The 18815-nt window shown below is 44.6% G+C and carries 18 protein-coding genes; 12 read left to right on the top strand and 6 right to left on the bottom strand.

Annotation, left to right across the window (positions count from 1 at the left end; genetic code table 11):
• Positions 1 to 93: 93 nt before the first annotated feature.
• On the top strand, positions 94 to 1239 hold the full coding sequence (locus ABDK00_RS06900; RefSeq protein WP_346239423.1) for an aldose epimerase family protein: 1146 nt from the start codon (positions 94 to 96) through the stop codon (positions 1237 to 1239).
• Positions 1240 to 1284: 45 nt separating this feature from the next.
• Here the strand turns inward: ABDK00_RS06900 and tilS are convergent, their stop codons facing one another.
• Positions 1285 to 2601, bottom strand: coding sequence for a tRNA lysidine(34) synthetase TilS (gene tilS, locus ABDK00_RS06895; protein WP_346239422.1), 1317 nt, complete (start codon positions 2599 to 2601; stop codon positions 1285 to 1287).
• Positions 2602 to 2622: 21 nt separating this feature from the next.
• Positions 2623 to 2934: a tetratricopeptide repeat protein gene (locus tag ABDK00_RS06890; RefSeq protein WP_346239421.1), complete on the bottom strand. Its 312-nt coding sequence runs from the start codon at positions 2932 to 2934 to the stop codon at positions 2623 to 2625.
• A 169-nt stretch (positions 2935 to 3103) separates the two neighbouring features.
• On the opposite strand from ABDK00_RS06890, the gene ABDK00_RS06885 reads away from it, so the two are divergent.
• From ABDK00_RS06885 to ABDK00_RS06845, 9 genes are all read left to right on the top strand, one after another.
• Positions 3104 to 3847, top strand: a complete 744-nt coding sequence (locus tag ABDK00_RS06885; protein WP_346239420.1) for an electron transfer flavoprotein subunit beta/FixA family protein — start codon at positions 3104 to 3106, stop codon at positions 3845 to 3847.
• A gap of 56 nt (positions 3848 to 3903) precedes the next feature.
• Positions 3904 to 4860, top strand: a complete 957-nt coding sequence (locus ABDK00_RS06880; protein ID WP_346239419.1) for an electron transfer flavoprotein subunit alpha/FixB family protein — start codon at positions 3904 to 3906, stop codon at positions 4858 to 4860.
• A 95-nt stretch (positions 4861 to 4955) separates the two neighbouring features.
• Positions 4956 to 5555, top strand: a complete 600-nt coding sequence (locus ABDK00_RS06875) for a bifunctional nuclease family protein (protein WP_346239418.1) — start codon at positions 4956 to 4958, stop codon at positions 5553 to 5555.
• A gap of 74 nt (positions 5556 to 5629) precedes the next feature.
• Positions 5630 to 6439, top strand: a complete 810-nt coding sequence (gene ispE / locus ABDK00_RS06870) for a 4-(cytidine 5'-diphospho)-2-C-methyl-D-erythritol kinase (protein ID WP_346239417.1) — start codon at positions 5630 to 5632, stop codon at positions 6437 to 6439.
• Positions 6440 to 6486: 47 nt separating this feature from the next.
• Positions 6487 to 7533 carry a hypothetical protein gene (locus ABDK00_RS06865; protein ID WP_346239416.1) on the top strand — a complete coding sequence of 349 codons (1047 nt, stop codon included), beginning with the start codon at positions 6487 to 6489 and terminating at the stop codon, positions 7531 to 7533.
• A gap of 114 nt (positions 7534 to 7647) precedes the next feature.
• On the top strand, positions 7648 to 9465 hold the full coding sequence (locus ABDK00_RS06860) for an ABC transporter ATP-binding protein (protein WP_346239415.1): 1818 nt from the start codon (positions 7648 to 7650) through the stop codon (positions 9463 to 9465).
• Positions 9462 to 10622 (top strand): glycosyltransferase, encoded by a 1161-nt coding sequence (locus ABDK00_RS06855; protein ID WP_346239414.1) that lies wholly within the window; start codon positions 9462 to 9464, stop codon positions 10620 to 10622. Before ABDK00_RS06860 ends, ABDK00_RS06855 begins: the two co-directional genes overlap by 4 nt.
• Positions 10623 to 11606 (top strand): glycosyltransferase family 2 protein, encoded by a 984-nt coding sequence (locus tag ABDK00_RS06850; protein ID WP_346239413.1) that lies wholly within the window; start codon positions 10623 to 10625, stop codon positions 11604 to 11606. It begins immediately after the preceding gene.
• Entirely contained in the window at positions 11606 to 12604 is a 999-nt protein-coding gene (locus ABDK00_RS06845) for a UbiA family prenyltransferase (protein ID WP_346239412.1), read from the top strand. Before ABDK00_RS06850 ends, ABDK00_RS06845 begins: the two co-directional genes overlap by 1 nt.
• On the opposite strand, the gene ABDK00_RS06840 is transcribed toward ABDK00_RS06845, so the two are convergent.
• From ABDK00_RS06840 to rpsO, 4 genes are all read right to left on the bottom strand, one after another.
• On the bottom strand, positions 12599 to 12985 hold the full coding sequence (locus ABDK00_RS06840) for a DUF3037 domain-containing protein (protein WP_346239411.1): 387 nt from the start codon (positions 12983 to 12985) through the stop codon (positions 12599 to 12601). The two genes, ABDK00_RS06845 and ABDK00_RS06840, sit on opposite strands and share 6 nt — an antisense overlap.
• Entirely contained in the window at positions 12963 to 13757 is a 795-nt protein-coding gene (locus ABDK00_RS06835; RefSeq protein ID WP_428400381.1) for a HipA family kinase, read from the bottom strand. Before ABDK00_RS06835 ends, ABDK00_RS06840 begins: the two co-directional genes overlap by 23 nt.
• Before the next feature lie 223 nt (positions 13758 to 13980).
• Positions 13981 to 16155: a polyribonucleotide nucleotidyltransferase gene (gene pnp / locus ABDK00_RS06830; RefSeq protein WP_346239409.1), complete on the bottom strand. Its 2175-nt coding sequence runs from the start codon at positions 16153 to 16155 to the stop codon at positions 13981 to 13983.
• 207 nt (positions 16156 to 16362) lie between these two features.
• The gene (gene rpsO / locus ABDK00_RS06825) at positions 16363 to 16632 is read right to left on the bottom strand and encodes a 30S ribosomal protein S15 (RefSeq protein WP_346239408.1); all 270 of its coding nucleotides are present in this window, start codon (positions 16630 to 16632) and stop codon (positions 16363 to 16365) included.
• 125 nt (positions 16633 to 16757) lie between these two features.
• On the opposite strand from rpsO, the gene ABDK00_RS06820 reads away from it, so the two are divergent.
• Together ABDK00_RS06820 and ABDK00_RS06815 are read left to right on the top strand one after the other, a co-directional pair.
• Positions 16758 to 17366, top strand: coding sequence for a tRNA-(ms[2]io[6]A)-hydroxylase (locus ABDK00_RS06820; RefSeq protein ID WP_346239407.1), 609 nt, complete (start codon positions 16758 to 16760; stop codon positions 17364 to 17366).
• A 174-nt stretch (positions 17367 to 17540) separates the two neighbouring features.
• A complete protein-coding gene (locus ABDK00_RS06815; RefSeq protein ID WP_346239406.1) occupies positions 17541 to 18764 on the top strand; it encodes an ROK family protein in 1224 nt (407 codons plus the stop codon).
• The last annotated feature ends 51 nt before the right edge of the window (positions 18765 to 18815 follow it).

Raw genomic sequence — 18815 nt, 5'->3', positions numbered from 1 at the left:
TGCAAAAAAGCAAGGGGCGTTTTGCCCGTTTGCCGCAAGAGATTATCGACGCTCAAACCCTTTTATAGCCACTAAAAAAACAAAAATAAACAGATGAAAAAGCATTTTCTCCTCTTTGCGACGGCAATTTCGGTTGCTGTTTTTTCTTGCAACACCCAACCTAAAGACGGCGCCGCCGAAGGTAGCGACGCGGCGCCCGACAGCAGCGAAATAAAGCTGGTCGACAATGAGGCTTTCAATGATACAATCGATGGAAAAATGGTCAGTGTTTTCTACTTAAGAAACAACCAGATCGAAGCAGCCATTACCAACTATGGCGGCCGGCTGGTAAACCTTATCGTTCCTGATAAAGACAATCATAAAGTAGATGTTTTGAGAGGCGGAGGCACCCTGGAGCAAATGCGCGCGGGCACCAACTTTGGTGCGCTGATTGGCCGCTATGGCAATCGCATTGCCAATGGTAAATTCAGTCTTGACGGCGTGGAATATCAGCTTCCCATTAACAATGGCCCCAACACATTGCACGGCGGGCCCAAAGGTTTTCATGAGCAGGTTTGGGATCCCGTGCAACCCAATGACAGCACGCTAGAACTTAGTTATCTTTCCAAGGACGGAGAAATGGGATTCCCCGGCAACCTGAACGTAAAAGTAACTTATACACTGACGTCGGACAGGGGGCTTAAAATTGCGTACGAGGCGACCACAGATAAAACGACGGTTTGCAACCTTACCAATCATGCCTACTTCAACCTGAATGGCGGCGGAACGATCAACAACCACAAATTGTATATCAACGCAGACCAATACACGCCTGTGGATTCCACCCTCATTCCTTTTGGTAAAAACGAATCGGTAAAAGGAACTCCATTCGATTTCACCCAGGCAACAGCCATCGGTGCGCGTGTTGATGAAGACAACCAACAGTTAGCGTATGGCAAAGGATATGATCACAATTTCGTAGTGAACGGGTCGGGATTGAGAAAAGTAGCCGAGGTAACAGGCGATCAAAGCGGTATCGTAATGGAAGTGATTTCGACCGAGCCGGGCCTTCAGTTTTACGGGGGCAATTTTATGAACAGTTCAAAAGATTTGAAATACAACACAAAAGACGAACACCGCAGTGCGCTGTGCCTCGAAACACAGCATTACCCTAACTCTCCCAATGTGCCGTCTTTCCCTTCCACAACATTAAAACCCGGCGATGTTTATCAAACAACAACGATTTATAAATTCAAATAATCGCTGACAGCTCCGTTTATAAAGCCCGCAAGATCGCGGGCTTTATTATTTTAGAAAAGATAGTTTAAACACGTTTTTTGTGTGGGGCGTTACTTTAAACCGGTCATCCATTCGGTATCCTACTACCCAGATAATTTTCTTATTCATTTCAACCACCCAAACCCTCTCCTTTTCAAAAAGCGACAATTTTTTATCCATAAAAAAACGAGACAACTTTTTCTTTTTCGACATGCCCAATGGATAAAAATAATCGCCAATTTTCCAGGGGCGCAACAATAGCGGAAATTGTACTAAATCAGCATCTACAAAAGCAACACGTTCATCTGAAGTCAGGTTAGCGGCATGAGCACGTTCTATCTTCAATCGGCCATTGCTAAAAGCCACCTCGCCTTCCTTTTCGATTATGATTACAGAGCTGCCGATCGACTTCTGATCAGAGACAATCAAATGTTTACGATCCTTCAACAGTCTGTGCGTTGTCGACAAAACATATTTCCCGGAATCGCTATCCAACAACCGGGTTATATCAGGCAATTGGGACGCAGTGAAACCAAAAGGCTTGAGTAAATTGAGCAATACCGTTTTAACCGCTGGCGTCTTTTTCAGCAAAGGAACGGGCAGTCTCCACTCATTTTCCACGTGCTGCACCAACCGCTTTTGCAGGCGCTCTATTTCTTGCTGGCTTAAAACGTCTACATCTTTAAACCGATCGATATTATGCAGCATATTTTGACGAACTTCGGGATAAACTTTTTCAATCTGCGGTAACACAATATTCCGGAAATAATTCCTGGTGTAATCATCGTGCAAATTGCTTTCATCCTGCACAAAAGCAAGCTGATGAGCGGCCAGATAATGTTCGAGCGCTGCACGGCGGGCGAAGAGCAATGGCCGCCTGATTTTTCCGTGAACAGGTTTGATGCCCGTGAGGCCGTTGATGCCCGTGCCTCTGAAAAAATTCATTACCACTGTTTCAATATTATCATCAGCGTGATGCGCCGTAAGAATAAATTCGAATCCATTTGCCGACCGTATTTTTTCAAACCACTCGTAACGGAGCTCCCGCGCCGCCACCTGTGTCCCTGTTTTATGATCGCGTGCATACTGCTTTGTATCAAAACGAATCGAATGGAAAGGCACTTTTAAAAATGCTGCCATTTCTTTTACAAAAGCTTCGTCGCGATCGCTATCGGCGCCTCGCAATTGAAAATTACAATGCGCTATGGCAAACGACAGGCCAGCCGCCTTGCATAAGTCACAAAGTACTACCGAATCGATGCCTCCGCTCGTCGCCACCAGCAATTTATCCTGCGGGCCAAAAAGCTGTTGCTCCTGATAATATCTTATAAATTGTTCCAGCAAATTTTAAAGTTCAAACAGGTATTAATAGATCAGGTACTCATAAGCGCTTTTCAATTCGCTGTAGGCATGTGTATCGTTTAGCGCTTTTGCGACATCCATCCCTTTTTCATAAACGATGATCGCTTGCTGCTCCTCGCCCAGCTTCTCGTATAATTTCGCAAGATGATAATAACTGCCAACATAGTCTGGATTGGCCGATAAAAGCTTTTCAAATACGAGCTTCGCCTCCTGCTCCTGCCCTGCTTTTGCATATTCCAGCGCTAGCGCATGCTGTAAAAAACTGTCGGAGGGATTTTCTTTTAACAGCTCATTGATCTGATCAATTTTGGACATGTTATATTTTTATACAAGGTTTATTTTTTTCACAATATCCGTTATCTTTGTTTTAGTTGCATAAACAACCTTTTTTATCATTTTTGTCATGTGAAATGTCATGATTTAATTTCAACAAAATCATCCTGCATACGCCACATTTCACTGACTAAACCTAAAATAGAAGCTGATGAAAATATTAGTATGTATCAGTAAAACTCCGGACACAACGGCAAAAATAGCTTTCACCGATAACAACACGAAATTTGATGCCGGCAGTGTTCAATGGATTATTAACCCCAATGATGAATATTATGCTTTAGTGCGGGCTATCGAGTTAAAAGAAGCAGACAGTTCGACCATCGTTCACCTTGTAACGGTTGGAGGCGCTGATACTGATGCTATTATTAGAAAGGCGCTGGCGCTTGGCGGCGACGAGGCGATCAGAATCAACACCGAATGCGCCGACAGCTTCTCCATTGCGGCTCAAATTGCAGCCGTGGCCAAAGAGGGAAATTATGATTTGATTTTTACGGGTAAAGAAACGATTGATTATAACGGGAGCGCTGTGGGCGGCATGCTGGCCGAATTATTGGATCTGCCTTATGTTTCACTTGCCACAAAATTTGAATTGAACGGAAATGCAGCAACGGTTACAAGAGAAATCGAGGGCGGCGAAGAAATTTGCGAAGTATCGCTTCCGGTGGTTGTAAGCTGCAATAAAGGCATGGCCGAACAACGCATTCCCAATATGCGGGGCATTATGGCGGCAAGAACCAAACCTTTAAAAGTTGTAGAACCTGCTGCCGTAGAGCCGCTGACCAGCATTTCCGAATTTAGCCTGCCGCCTGCAAAAACAGGTGTGAAGCTGATAGATGCTGATAACGTCGCTGAGCTTGCCCGACTTTTAAAAGAAGAAGCCAAAGTGATATAAACCCTGTTTCAAAAAACGAACAAATCCACTTTTTAGCAATCTGAAATTACAATACTATGGTTTTAGTTTTTATTGATATAGCCGAAGACGGCAGCGTGAAAAAAACTGCTCTGGAAGCCCTTTCTTATGGAGCCGCACTTGCCAAACAATTAAATGTGGCGGCTGAAGGGCTGGTGCTGGCGCCTGTCACGGAAGACCTGAGCGCTTTGGGACAATACGGTGTTACAAAAATTCACCAGGTTAAAAATGAAGCGCTGCAACATTTTGATGCCCAGTCCTATGCGAAGGTTTGCGCGGCCGTGGCCGAACAAACGGGCGCGACCGTCCTTATATTTTCTCACAACACCAGTGGTAAAGCGATAGCGCCGAGAGTTGCTGCGCGTATGAAAGCCGGTTTGGTGGCCGGGGCCGTTGCTTTACCGGAAACCAGCAATGGCTTTATTGTGAAGAAAAGCGTCTTCTCCGGTAAGGCCTTCGCCGATGTCAGCGTTTTAACGACGGTCAAAATTATTTCTATCAATCCTAATTCATTTAAAGTTGAAGGCGATGCTAACGGAAGCGCGGAAATTGTTGATGCGGATATTGCTGTGGATGCCCCGCTTATCAAAACAATATCGACCAGCAAACAAAGCGGCGAAGTGCCACTGGCAGAAGCCGAAATCGTTGTCAGCGGCGGCCGCGGCATGAAAGGCCCCGAAAACTGGGGTATCTTGGAAGATCTTGCTTCGTCGCTCCATGCGGCCCTGGCTTGCAGCCGGCCGGTAGCTGATGCGCATTGGCGCCCCCACAATGAGCACGTGGGTCAAACCGGTGGGGCCATTGCTCCTAATTTATATATAGCCGTGGGCATCTCCGGTGCAATCCAACATTTGGCCGGCGTCAACCGGAGTAAGGTTATTGTTGTCATCAATAAAGACCCCGAAGCGCCCTTCTTCAAAGCGGCAGACTATGGCATTGTGGGCGATCTTTTTGATGTAGTGCCGAAGCTGACAGAAGCGATAAAGCAACTTTAATAAAATCGTAAAAAGACCGATAATATAAAAAAGCTGGTGCATAGCATTAGCTTTTTTTATGCCCAAAAAATCCTTAGTTTCGTGGTTTGTTTTTTATGAAAAAAATTGAACTGGAAGTTGTAGCATTATCTCACAGTATCACACAAACGCATTCGTATGCGGTTGTGTTGGGAGAAGTAAATGGTTTACGCCGGTTGCCCATCGTGATCGGTGGATTTGAAGCGCAGGCGATTGCAGTAGCTTTGGAAAAAATGAATCCCAGCCGCCCGCTGACACACGACCTCATGAAAAATTTCATGACGGCATTTTCAATCGATCTTCATGAAATAATTATTTCTGATTTACAGGAAGGTATATTTTTTAGTAAACTGGTCTGCTCGTCTGAGCATGACACGGTTGAAATTGACAGCCGCACTTCTGATGCGATTGCGCTGGCCGTTCGGTTTGGATGCCCCATTTACACGTATGAGAGTATTCTTGGCAATGCTGGCATCCTGATGGACGACAAAGGACAGCCTACTGCCGCTGAAACGGCGGAAGTGGTAGGCACTATTTCTACCGAAGGCGCCGAGGATGATCTCAAACAGCTGAGCATAGATGAGTTAAACAAACTGCTCAATGAGGTTTTGGAAAGCGAAGACTATATCAAGGCGATCGCGATCAGAGATGAACTCAATAGCCGTAAAAGAAAATAGCACACCTATTGTATGAGCCTGAACGTTACACATACAACCAACGCTGACTTACTATTCCAACCAAACGCCCTGTTTTGATTAGTTTTTCGAACTGTAAAATTAATATTGGACTCTATATCACCGGTAAGAGGCCAGATGGCTATCACGATCTTCAAACCCTTTTTTATCCGCTTCCGGTTTATGATGTTTTGGAATTAGCTGAGGCAGCGGAAACAGGCATCGCCGTTTTGGGAAAAACAATTCCCGGAAATAGCAAGGACAATATCGTCATAAAAGCCTGGCAGCTTTTGCAGCGCGATTTTAAAACCTTGCCTCCGGTTCAGTTTCATTTATTAAAAAACACACCGGCAGGTGCAGGGCTCGGCGCCGGAAGCGCAAACGGCGCTTATGCTTTGAAAGCATTGAATGAAAAATTCAATCTTAATTTAACGCGCTCACAGCTGGTTGACTATGCTTTACAGCTGGGCAGTGATTGCCCTTTTTTTATCATGAATACGCCGGTTTTTGCAACAGGGCGGGGCGAGCGTTTCGAAGCTTCGACGGTCGACCTTACGAACTATCAAATAATGGTTGTCAATCCGGGAATTCATGTAGTGACAGGTTGGGCATTCAGCCAGTTGACGCCGGCATTGCCCCAGCACGATTTAAAGCAAAGCCTGCAGCAACCGGTCGCCGCCTGGAAGGATCTTATTTTTAATGACTTTGAACCCGCTGTTTTTGAAGCCTTTCCCGAAATTGCAGCTATAAAAAAACAACTGTATGAAGCCGGAGCCCGCTTCGCATTGATGAGCGGCAGCGGCAGCACGGTTTATGGCTTGTTTGATAAAGCAACGATTTTACGGCTCAGCTTTCCCAGTCACTATTTCGTGAAGATAATTCAATAAATTTACCACCTAATTGCCCTTGAGGCTTCCTTCTAAATATTCCCTAAATGACAGCATCGCATAATGATCTTCCGGAAAAAATAGATGCATCCATCGACAAAGCCATCGACTACTTGTATCATCATCAATTTCCGAATGGTGAATTTGTCAGTTATATAGCGCCAGATGAGGCCATGCAGGAATGGTGCGCTCCAGAGGGAGTAAATTTTTTAACAGGTCTAATCGGGCTTTGTTTACTACCGCATCAGCACTTGCCAATTGTAGATCAAATACTTACTAATATTACAAACTCGTTACGCTACCAAATGATGAGAGGTGGCGTTTGGCAACACCAGACAAAAGCACACAGAGCTTATGATTATTTAGCTCCAGACGCGGATGATACGGCGATGATATCAACACTTCTTAAGGCCAGAAACGTTCCTTTTCCTGACAATAGAGGTCTGATGCTCTGTAATAGGGCTGGCAATGGCTTATTCTACACATGGTTTACCCTGCATGGAAACTTTGTAAAAAATTCCACCGCTTTTTGGAGGCTTATTGCAAGAGAGCTTAAACATCCTTTTAAAGTTCTTTTTTACTGGGCTAAAGGCGTTCATAATAGAAATGATATTGATGCGGTGGTTAATGCTAATGTTGTTTCCTACCTGGGACATTCCGAATTCACCGAACCTTCAATAAAATATTTGAGTGATCTCTTGGTGAACGATAAGGAAGCCAACTCAGATAAATGGTACTTAAATCCACTTGTCTACTACTATTTTATAGCAAGGCTTGTTCCTCTTAAAATTGAGCCGATTGCGGCCATCAAAGATTTACTGATTAAAAAAATAAAAAAAGCTGCTACAGAAAGTGCTGCTTTTCAAACATGCGATATGGAGGTTGCCATCACCTTAAGTTCACTTTTACGATTAGGCTGTAAAGACTCGGATACAGCAAATTATATAGAACATCTGCTATTTTCACAAAAAGATAAAGGGAACTGGGAACGTTATGCTTTTTACACCCTTCCCCCAAAAACCCTCTTTTGGGGCAGCGAGGAGCTGACAACGGCGTTATGTATAGAGGCCCTGCATTTATATAAAGAATTTTAGAAGGCCTAAATATGAACATCAAGTCTCAATTCCTACTAAATCATTTCAAGTTATAAACCTATCGAGCTATATTTGTTCCGAAACCCAAAAGCAATCGATCTGATCTGAAATACTATGTCTTCTTTCCGCGGGAAAATATCTAACATAAAAAGCAATTTAAAGATATCCAGGATTTTTGGGTTAATAAGACTTGCAGCGCCTACATGGTTTTACCTCTCGATCGTCTTGATTTTTGTTGAAACGATCTTCTTTTTTGCGTCGTTGTATTTAATGAAATTATTAATAGATGTTGTGGCACAAGTACAGGTGCAGCCAGTCGACAACACTACGATTATAAAATATGTAGCATGGAGCGGTGTTGCGGGAGTATTATACTTCGTAATGCGTTCTTTTAGTGCCTATTCAATCGAAGTACTATCTACTAAAGTAGCTGAATACATCAACGAAAAAGTACATGAGCGATCTGTAAAGTTAGAGTTATCATTTTATGAAAGTCCTTCTTATTACGACCTCCTAAAACGAGCAATGGATGCCGGAACAGACAAACCCAGACTTGTTATTACCACGCTGATTGAGTTATTAAAAAATACGCTTTCGCTGGCCGCGGTAGGCTCTGTTCTTCTTGTCATCAGCTGGATGCTTATGCCTATTTTGGCGGTATTTATTATCCCAACGCTTTTAATAAGGCTCAAGTTTTCGAAAAAGTTGAATGAACTTCGTATTGCTCAAACCCCGTTGGAAAGGAAGTCCTCCTATTATAGCAATCTTATAACTACTGACGTAGCGGCTAAAGAAATCAGAACCTACTCCCTGGGTCATTTTCTTAAACAAAAATTCATTTTAATCAGGCAGCAGCTTATCAAAGACAAACTGTCGTTAGATTTAAAAAGAACAAAATTAGAAGTCGCCACGACTTCTTTGTCCTATATTGGGGTATTTTTTTGCATTGGTTATATTTCACTAAAAGTAGTGACGGGCGAAACCAGCACCGGAGACATTACCCTTTTTCTGGTAGCATTTCCCCAGGCTTTTACCCTTTTGCAAAACCTGGCCGGCGGCATCTCGACCGTGTATCAAAATAGTATTTACATTGACAGCATTTTTGAGCTGCTGAGTTTAAAAAATACATTCACTACTTTATCTAACCCCGCTCCTATTCCCGCGCAGGATGACGTAAGTATTGAACTCAATAATATTCGTTTCTCCTATCCCCATGCGGAAAAAGAAACGATCAAAGGCATCAGCCTCAACATCCCCGCCGGAAAAATGATTGGGCTGGTAGGCCTAAACGGCGCCGGCAAATCAACCCTTATCAAATTGCTGTGCCGGTTGTACGATCCCACAGAGGGTACTATTTCTTATGGCGGAACGGATATTAAAGCCTTTGACGCCAATGAGTACAGGAAACAACTCGGCATTGTGTTTCAGGATTTTAACAGGTATAATTTTACCGCCGGAGAAAATATTCATTTCGGAAATATAGAGGAACCATACGATGAAGACCGCGTGATCGAAGCAGCAAAAAATTCAGGCGCTGCAGCTTTCATTGAAAAGTTTCCAAAAAAATATGACTCGATGATGGGCCGCATACTGGAAGAAGGTGAAGAAGTAAGCATCGGCCAATGGCAAAAACTGGCGCTGGCCAGATGTTTTTATTCAAACGCGCGCTTCCTGATTTTTGACGAAGCCTCCAGCGCATTGGACGCTGTGTCGGAGAAAGATTTGTTCAATTCCATTCGCGAACGTATCGGCAACCGCGGCGCGATCATCATCAGCCACAGGCGTTCTGCTATTTTGCACGCCGATTATATTTACGTTTTGTCTAACGGAAAGATCGTAGAAGAAGGAACAGACGAAATGCTGATCAACGCTAATGGCGCCTATGCCGCTTTGTTTAATGAAAAACAAAAATCGCCGAGCGCCGTGCAATGACCTCTACTGGCCAACATATCGCTATTTTAACCTGCTGCATGGACGATTGGGGCGGCAGCGAAGAATTATGGGCACGCGCTATTCCTTATTTAAAAGGACACCGGTTTACGCTGTATAAAGACCGGATCAACTTTAGCCATCCGGAAATTAAACAATTAATTGAACAACAGGTCCGTTGCGTTGAACTCGATCCGGCAGGCAACCGCATAAAAAAACTTAGCGATAAAGTTTACCGGAAGATTTTTAGTAAAGAGCGGTCGCCTTTTTATACCAATAGTCCCCATGCTTTGCAGTTCAAAGAGCGACTGAAAAAAGACCGGCCTTCATTTGTCATCATTGCGCAGGGAATTAATTTTGATGGACTTGGATATGCTTATCAATGTCTCCAACTCAATATCCCTTACTGCATTATTGCGCAAAAAGCCGTAGAGTTTTTTTGGCCGGTAACTGCCGAGCGACAATTGATGATCGACACTTTTCAGCAAGCAAAAAAATGCTACTTTGTTTCTCATCAAAATAAAACGCTGACGGAAGAACAATTTGGTTTTAGGTTTCAAAATGCAGAAGTCGTCTGGAACCCGGTTAAAATTTCGAGGCAGCCGGTACCATATCCTTCCCTAAAAGATGGTATCTTTAAACTCGCTTTTGTGGGCCGCCTGTTTTTGATTGATAAAGGCCAGGACATTCTGCTGAGAATTTTATCGAAAGAACCCTGGGCCTCCCGCCCGTTGAGTGTTTCCTTTATTGGAACCGGTCATGATGAAGCAGGTATCAAGTCGCTTACGAAATTATTGAATGTAAAAAATGTGGCTTTCCAGGGCCATGAAAACGATATCGCCAACATGTGGAAAAAATACCACGCCCTGATTCTATCCTCCCGAAGCGAGGGGATGGCGCTTTCCGTGCTCGAAGCAATGGCTGCAGGACGCGCTGTCATTACGACCAACGCCGGCGGCCATGCCGAAATTATTGAACATGGACAAACCGGTTTTATCGGCGATGCTACCGAAAATGACTTTGCGAGAACGATGGAAGACGCCTGGCATCAGCGGGAAAACTGGGAGCAAATCGGCCTCGAAGCCAACAGGCATATACGGCAGCAACTTCCGGCCAATCCAGAACAATTATTTGCAGCATCTATTCAAAATATTCTATAAATGAAGAGCAACCCTCTTGTTTCTGTTATCATACCTACCTACAACAGAGCGCAGACCTTAACCAAATCTATCGAAAGCGTATTAGCGCAAACCTATAAAAACTTTGAAATTATTGTGATCGACGATGGCTCAGGCGATCACACTCAAGAAGTGATGAAGAGCTACCCTACGGTTCAGTATGTTTACCAGGAAAATGGTGGGCAGGCGAGCGCACGTAATGCAGGCCTAAAAATAGCCAAAGGAGATCTCATTGCTTCGCTGGATTCGGACGATGAATGGTATCCTGAATTTCTGCAGCGCGGCGTTCAAAAAATGGTTGCCGAAGACCTCGATTTTATATTCGCCAATTGGGACCAACAAAACCCTAACGGTGAATTCTGGGATTTTCTTTCTTCTAATATTTTTATTGCGCCTTATTTTCCAAGAATGAAAGACGGTTGGGTAACGCTGGACTCTAAGGCGCTTCGTCATATTTATATCCAGGGCTGCCCCTCCCCGTCGTCGTCGCTGCTAATGACAAAAGAATTTGTTTGGCCCGGCTGGAATGAATCCATAAAAATCGGCGACGACTGGTATATGCTGGTGCGTTCCCTTTTTCAGGCGCATAGAAAAGGCGCTTTCACGCTCGACAAACTTTGGCGGAAATGTATTGACGAGATCAATATTTATGACGGGCGGAAAAGAAGCGAAGTGTTAGAGCATCTTTATATTTCCGACATGGAAAAGATGTTGCGGGATTTTAAACCCAGCATGACGAAGCGCGAGTATAAACTGATGCAGAAAATGCATGTGTATAGCATGGTGGAACTAGCTAAACACAACCTGATCCGGGAGTTTAATTTTAAAGCTACTTCCAAGCTACTGGGCCGTTCGCTGCTATTGGATGCTGTGCACACTTTTAAAAGTATTCCCGCTATCATCAATATGGGCTACCAGCGCATCCAGCAGGAGAAAAAAGAAAAAAAGAAATTGATTGAGCAATAATGTCGCTTTTAAAAATACTACGACATGCCGAATGGTGGGAGTATAAACTGCCGCCGCTGCTTAGTATTGCCTATGCCACGCTTATCATCAACGACGAACCGGTTTTTAACTACGCGCCTCATATCCTGCTTATTCTTTTATCATTGGTAGTGGGCGCGGCTTATGTAAGCATCATTAATGATATTACCGACATCGACGACGACCTTGCCGCCGGGAAAACTAATCGCATGGCGGCGGTAGCGCCTCAAAAAAGATGGATTTTTCCCGCGCTTGCGTTATTGATAGGTTTGTTGTTTTTGATTTTCTTTTATGGCCAGGATCGACTTTCTTCCCTATTTTATCTTATCCCCTGGATTTCATTTAGCCTGTACAGCTTCAGGCCAATCCGTTTAAAAAACCGCGGCTTCCTGGGCGTTCTGGCGGACGCCAGCGGCTCCCATATTTTTACCAGTTTGCTGATGGTTAGCAGCGTAAGTTATATTTCCGGGCATCCTGTCATCTACCCCTGGCTGCTGCTCGTGGCAGTTTGGGCGCTTTGCTACGGCCTGCGCGGCATTCTATGGCATCAGTTTCACGACCGCGACAATGATATCCGGTCGGGCATTGAAACATTTGCGACCAAACGATCGCCACAAAGTTTTAAAACAGCCGAACTTTTAATTTTCGGTGTTGAGCTAATTGTTACCCTGGGAATGCTGGTGCTCGTCAACAAAACCATCGTGTACCTGGCGGCTATTGCTTATTTTATTTTAGTATTGATGCGCCTCAGGCGGCTCCGCCTTTTCCCGCTGGTTATTATCGAACCCAAAAGGCCTTATCAAATTTTGATGCTTGATTTTATGCAGGTCTTTTTTCCTGTTGCGCTGCTGGTTTATGCTGCTATTACCCAGCCAAAGGGTTGGATTGTGTTGCTCATTCACCTGGCGCTCTTTCCTTTCAAAACGATCCAGGTATTAAAGGATTATAAAAGGGCCTTGTTAGGACAATCCGGATTATAGCACCATGCTTTCCATCAATTGATCAAGCGTAATGTTGAGGTCGTGTGAGAGGCCGGGATGCACCCGCGAACATTGAATGATCGTGCTTCTGGTGGCCGTCAGCCAGCGAAAACGCGACGCGGCGTCGAGCCGGGAAATGGGCGACTGGCTGCTGTCGGCGCCAAGGGCAATGGCTTCAAAAGCTTTTAAGTTTGCATAGACAAAATTAAGATCTATGTCTTTATCGAAACATTGCAACCGTTTTTCATTAAGCAAAATCCGGCAACCAATGTGACGCGTTTTTTTACAAAACATGACAATGCCGGCGTTTAGGAACTCTTCCCGCTCCACCTTCGGAACTACCCGGATCACCGCGTATTCATATAGCTGCGCTTCTTGCATGGATGGCCTGTTTTAAAAATAAATGACTATGCTGCAACCGGTGGATTAAGAAATCTTTATACACCTGCCGGGCAAGGGAAGCGTCCGATCCTGTTTCTTCATATAAAAGCCATGTTTCGGGCAGGCTGTCCACCATTTCGCGTATCATATCTTCAGACAAAAGTTGCCGCGCCCATTCGTCCGCCTCGGTAAGTGCGGCGGCAGCTTTCAGCAAAACATGGTCTTTGATCAGCGGAAAAGCGCTGTCTTTCTGCGTCTTCCAGCTATCCCAATGATGATGAAAATAAAGACAGGCGCCGTGATCAATCAGCCAAAGCTCCTTATGCCACATAAGCATATTTGTATTACGTGGCGTGCGATCCATATTCATCAATAACCCGTCCAGCCAAACTATTTTTGAAGCCAGCATCGGATCAATTTCGCTAACTGCCGGATCAAAAGTTATGGCGCCGCTTAGATAATGTAATGCAATATTTAACCCCTGACTGCTTTTTAAAAGATCCTGGATCTCCTCATCGGGTTCGGTGCGTCCAAAGGCTTCATCGAGGTTGGCAAAAACAATTTCGGGAACTTTTAATTGCAAGGCTTTCGCAATAGCACCGCCGATAAATTCGGCCACCAGCGCTTTTACACCCTGTCCGGCGCCTCTGAATTTTAGCGCGTATAAAAAACCATCATCACCTTCGGCGATGGCCGGCAACGAACCGCCTTCGCGCAAGGGCGTTACGTAACGGGTCACATTTATGGTTCGGATACCAGACAACATTGTCATTGTTTGTTTGAACGCCGAAGATACGCTGACTTCTTTTTGGATGTATGTTTAAAATTTTTTGATCTGAAAACTGTCACCAATAAAAAACCTGATTTCAGCGGGGCTTAGTATTCAACGCAATGCTATCGCTGCGTTTCCAACAGCCCTGGTAGCAGCGATAACGGGATCTCTGTTTTCGTGAGATACATTTTATAAAAAAGCCCCCTTGCGGAGGCTTTCAGTTTTATTGTTGTGGGGCTTCATTAGCACCCGCTTCAGGTTTTCTTTCAGGCTTTGGTATTAATGCCTTTCTTGAAAGTTTGAATTTACCGGATTTGGGATCTGTTCCGATTAGTTTTACCTTCATCGCATCTCCTTCTTTTACCAGTCCGTCGAGGCTTTCCAAACGCTTCCAGCTTACTTCGCTGATATGTACCAATCCCTGCTTGCCAGGTAAAAATTCAACAAATGCACCAAAAGGAACCACTGACTTCACGGTCGCATCGTAAACATCGCCCACTACCGGAACAGCCACAATACCTTTGATCCAGTCTTCGGCTTTCGATACGGCTTCTTTTTCTACACCGAAAATGCTGATCTCGCCCATGTTGTTCACTTCCTCAATATTGATGGTAGCGCCTGTTTCGCGCTGAATTTCCTGGATCACTTTACCGCCTGGCCCGATCACCGCACCAATGAATTCTTTATCAATAAACATCTTCACCACTCGTGGAGCATGAGGTTTTACTTCGCTTCTGGCTTCCGGAATCGCTTTGTACATATGCTCCAGAATATGTAATCGGCCGGCTTTCGCCTGCTCCAACGCCTCTTTCATTACTTCCATTGAAAGGCCGTCTACTTTGATATCCATCTGAACGCCGCAGATACCGTCACGTGTGCCGGTAACTTTGAAGTCCATATCTCCCAGATGATCTTCATCACCTAATATATCACTTAAGATAGAATATTTTTCTCCTTTGGTAATCAATCCCATAGCAATACCAGCAACATGTTTTCCAAAAGGAACGCCGGCATCCATCAACGCCATAGAACCCGCACAAACCGTTGCCATAGAAGAAGATCCGTTAGATTCGAGGATATCGCTTACTACGCGTACCGTATAACCAAATTCTGCTTCAGAAGGCATCATTTGTTTTAGCGAACGCATCGCCAGGTTACCATGTCCTACTTCGCGACGGCCGGGGCCGCGCATTGGCTTCACCTCGCCGGTTGAGAACGGCGGGAAATTATAGTGAAGGATAAATTTAGAATATTTGGAAGAGGCCGCGGTCTCAATCAACAATTCATCTAAACCGGTACCTAATGTAACAGTTGTAAGAGATTGAGTTTCACCTCTTGTAAATAAGGCGGATCCGTGTGGAGAAGGTAATACATCTACCTCCATATCCAAGGGCCTGATTTCGTTCAGCGCACGGCCGTCGAGGCGGGTGCGATCGTTTAAGACCATATCACGCACTACATCATATTGCACATCATGAAAATATTTAATCGCCAGTTTTTTATCCGATTCGGTAAACGGATTTTCCTCCGTTGATTCCTCAACCAACTGGGCAAGCAGCTCTTCCTGCAGCGCTTTGAACTGATCCGTACGATCGTGCTTGGCAGATTTTCCTTTGGCAATATCATACACTTTCTGGCTGGCAAAAGCATATACTTTTTCCTGCATCGCTTCGTTAACGGCAGGCAAGGTATACTCTCTTTTACCCGTTACGCCTTTCAGTTCTCTAAGTTCCTGCTGGGCCTTGATTTGAATACGAATCGCATCATGAGCAACCGCGAGAGCATCGATTAAATCCGATTCAGAACACTCTTCCGATTCTCCCTCCACCATCATCAGGTTTTTTTCCGTCGCTGCGATGATGAAATCCATATCCGCGCCTTCTAATTCGGCCCTAGTTGGGTTTACTTTGAAAGCGCCGTCAACACGGGCTACCCGCACTTCGCTTAAAATTTCTTTGATGGGCACATCTGACACTGCAAGCGCCGCTGAAGCTGCGAGGCAGGCAAACGCGTCGGGCAAAATTTCAGGGTCGCTGCTGATCAGCGTCACCAACACCTGAACTTCACAAAAATAATCGTCGGGGAATAAAGGCCTGATCGCACGGTCAATCAAACGAGAGGTCAACACCTCATAATCGCTAAGTTTTCCTTCGCGTTTAAAAAATGAACCTGGAATGCGGCCGGCAGAAGCAAATTTCTCCTGATAGTCAACAGTCAGGGGAAAAAAGCTTTGTCCTTCTTTGGGTTCGGTATTGGCAACTACGGTTGCCAGCAACATCATTTTGCCGATGCTTACGGTAACGGAACCATCAGCCTGACGAGCCAAACGGCCCGTTTCTATAGTTACTTCGCGGCCATCGCCTAAATCGAAGCTTTTTCTTAAGGGTTGTTGTAACATAAAATATTTTTTTGATTTTTTTGGAATGGTTGGACAAGCGCGGCAAGCGGAACAACCGAATTGAGCTTAACAAAAATCGCAGGGTATAAAAACACGTATTCCCAACATCTGAGGACGTTGGGAATACGATAATATGATAAGTCTGAAATTATCTAATCAAACCCAGGATATAAAACAGTTTTCCCAACAAACAGTGCAGGAAAACGACTATTTTCTTAATCCCAGTTTTTCGATTAAGGCACGGTAGCCTTCCAGATTATGCTTTTGCAGGTAGCTCAATAAGCTTTTACGCTTTCCTACCAGTTGCATCAGGCCTCTGTGTGTGGAGAAATCTTTTTTGTTTTGCTTCAGGTGTCCGCTGATCTGGCTGATGCGCTCAGTTAACTGCGCAATTTGGCCTTCAATTGAACCCGTGTTAGCGGCGCTTCCGCCAAATTCTTCAAAAATCTTTGCGTTTCTTTCTTTTGTAAGTGGCATACTGTCTTTTTTAAAAGGTCATCCTGTTGTGTATCCTGTAATTTAAGGCGGCAAAGGTAGGGAATAATTTTTTGAATTTGAGCTTTTGATTTGATTTTTTTGGCTATATCTTCCATTTTTGCACCATGCAATACGACCAACATACCAAAAACATTCTCGGCCTTCAATTACCAACGGATCCGCGATGGGTGGATCTGGCAGCTATTTCGCTGGAAGCCATCCTGACCGACCATGCGTATTGCGAACAGAAAGCTGCAACCACCTGTATCAGCCTGATACAAAAATACAGCGAAAAAGAACAATTAGTGACGGCGCTGGCGCCTATCGTAACAGAAGAATGGGGCCACTTCAGGCTGGTGTTGCAGGAGCTCCACAAACGCGGCCTCAAATTGGGTAAGCAAAGAAAAGATGAATATGTCAACGCCCTGCTCAATTTTCAGCAAAAAGGCGGCTCGCCGGAAGAGCGCTTTTTGGATAAACTATTGACAATGGCGATGATCGAAGCCAGAAGCTGCGAACGTTTTAAACGCCTGAGCGAAGGTTTGAACGATGCTTATCTTTCCAAATTCTACCGCCGTTTTATGGAAAGTGAAGCCGGGCATTACACACTTTTTATAGAATTGGCCGAAACCTACCTGCCCCAGGAGCAGGTGCGCCGTCGATGGGCCGAATGGCTGCAACACGAGGTAACGATCATGAAAGACCTCGAACTGAGAGGCGACCGCATCCACTAAATCCTTTTATTTTTCTTCCCCGAGTTGACCGATCTTTCTTGTCGCCCTTGAAACGACGAATCATTAGTTTAGTTAAAAAAATGTTTACTAAATTTTTTAAAAAGTTTATATTTTCTTAACAATAGTTATATATTTACCATCAGATGTCTTCTATTGCTAATGAAAATTTATTAAATGATTGCCAACATCGTTTCCAAAAAGCAGAAGTTCTACAAGGAAATTTTGAAGCATTTGTTTTTTAACAAACAACTGTCTTGTGCCGACCTCAGCAACCTGATCGGAAAAAGTATTCCGCTTACCACTCAATACCTCAATGAGTTAATCAGCCTGAAAATGGTGATTGAGAAAGGGTATGCCGTTTCTACGGGCGGCCGCCGGCCTCAGACCTACAGCATTAATACCGGAACGGTATATGTGATCGCGGTAGCAATGGACCAGCTTGTGACGCGCGTAGCGCTTATTTCCAACGACAACACCATTGTAGGTGACATTGAAAAGTTCGATTTGGTGTTGGCCAACAACCCCAACAGCCTCAATGAACTCATTCAGCACCTGGCTGCTTTTATTAAAAAATCAAATATTCCCCAATCAAAAATCGCAGGAATCGGGATTGGTATGCCGGGCTTTGTTGATGTGGCCAAAGGTATCAATCATACTTTCTTACCCTGCCGAACCGGATCTATCATCAGCAATATTGAAGCCGCGCTGAAAATCCCGACACTCATAGACAACGATTCGAGCCTGGTTGGCCTTGCAGAGTTAAAATGGGGCGCCGCCAGAAATAAGCGCCATGTAATGGTGATTAATATCGGCTGGGGCATCGGGTTGGGTATTATTGCAGAAGGAAAACTCTTCCGGGGCAAAGATGGCTTTGCGGGCGAGTTTAGCCATATTCCCCTTTTTGATAATAATAAGATATGCAGCTGCGGCAAACACGGCTGCCTGGAGACAGAAACCTCACTTATTGTCGTTGCCGAAAAAGGAATCCAACAATTAAAGAAGCAAAAGCAGGCCACGCTGCTCAAGAATCTCAGCAAAGACCGGATCGAAGAATCGGCCAAAAAAATAATCGAAGCCGCACAAAAAGGTGATAAGTTTTCCATCGAACTTATTTCGGAAGCTGCTTACAGCATCGGACGCGGCGTATCGATCCTCATCCATTTATTAAATCCTGAACTGATCGTGATCAGTGGCATCGGCTCGCTGGCCGGTAAAGTGTGGGCGGCACCCATTCAGCAGGCGGTCAATGAACATTGCATTCCCAAAATAGCAGAACATACCGAGATCAAGGTTTCACCGCTGGGCTATAATGCCGAATTGATTGGCGCCGCTGCGCTGATAATGGATCACTACGAAAAGCTGCCCAAGTTGGTTACTGAGAAATTGCATGTAGCATAAAATAAAGAACTACCCTCTGATCAAGCCTCTATTTTTTTAACTCAAATCTCG

Source organism: Niabella insulisoli, assembly GCF_039652435.2.
In the GTDB taxonomy this organism is placed as follows: Bacteria; Bacteroidota; Bacteroidia; order Chitinophagales; family Chitinophagaceae; genus Niabella; species Niabella insulamsoli.
Note: the sequence above shows the minus strand (reverse complement) of the source record. Positions and strands in the feature narration are given on the sequence as shown.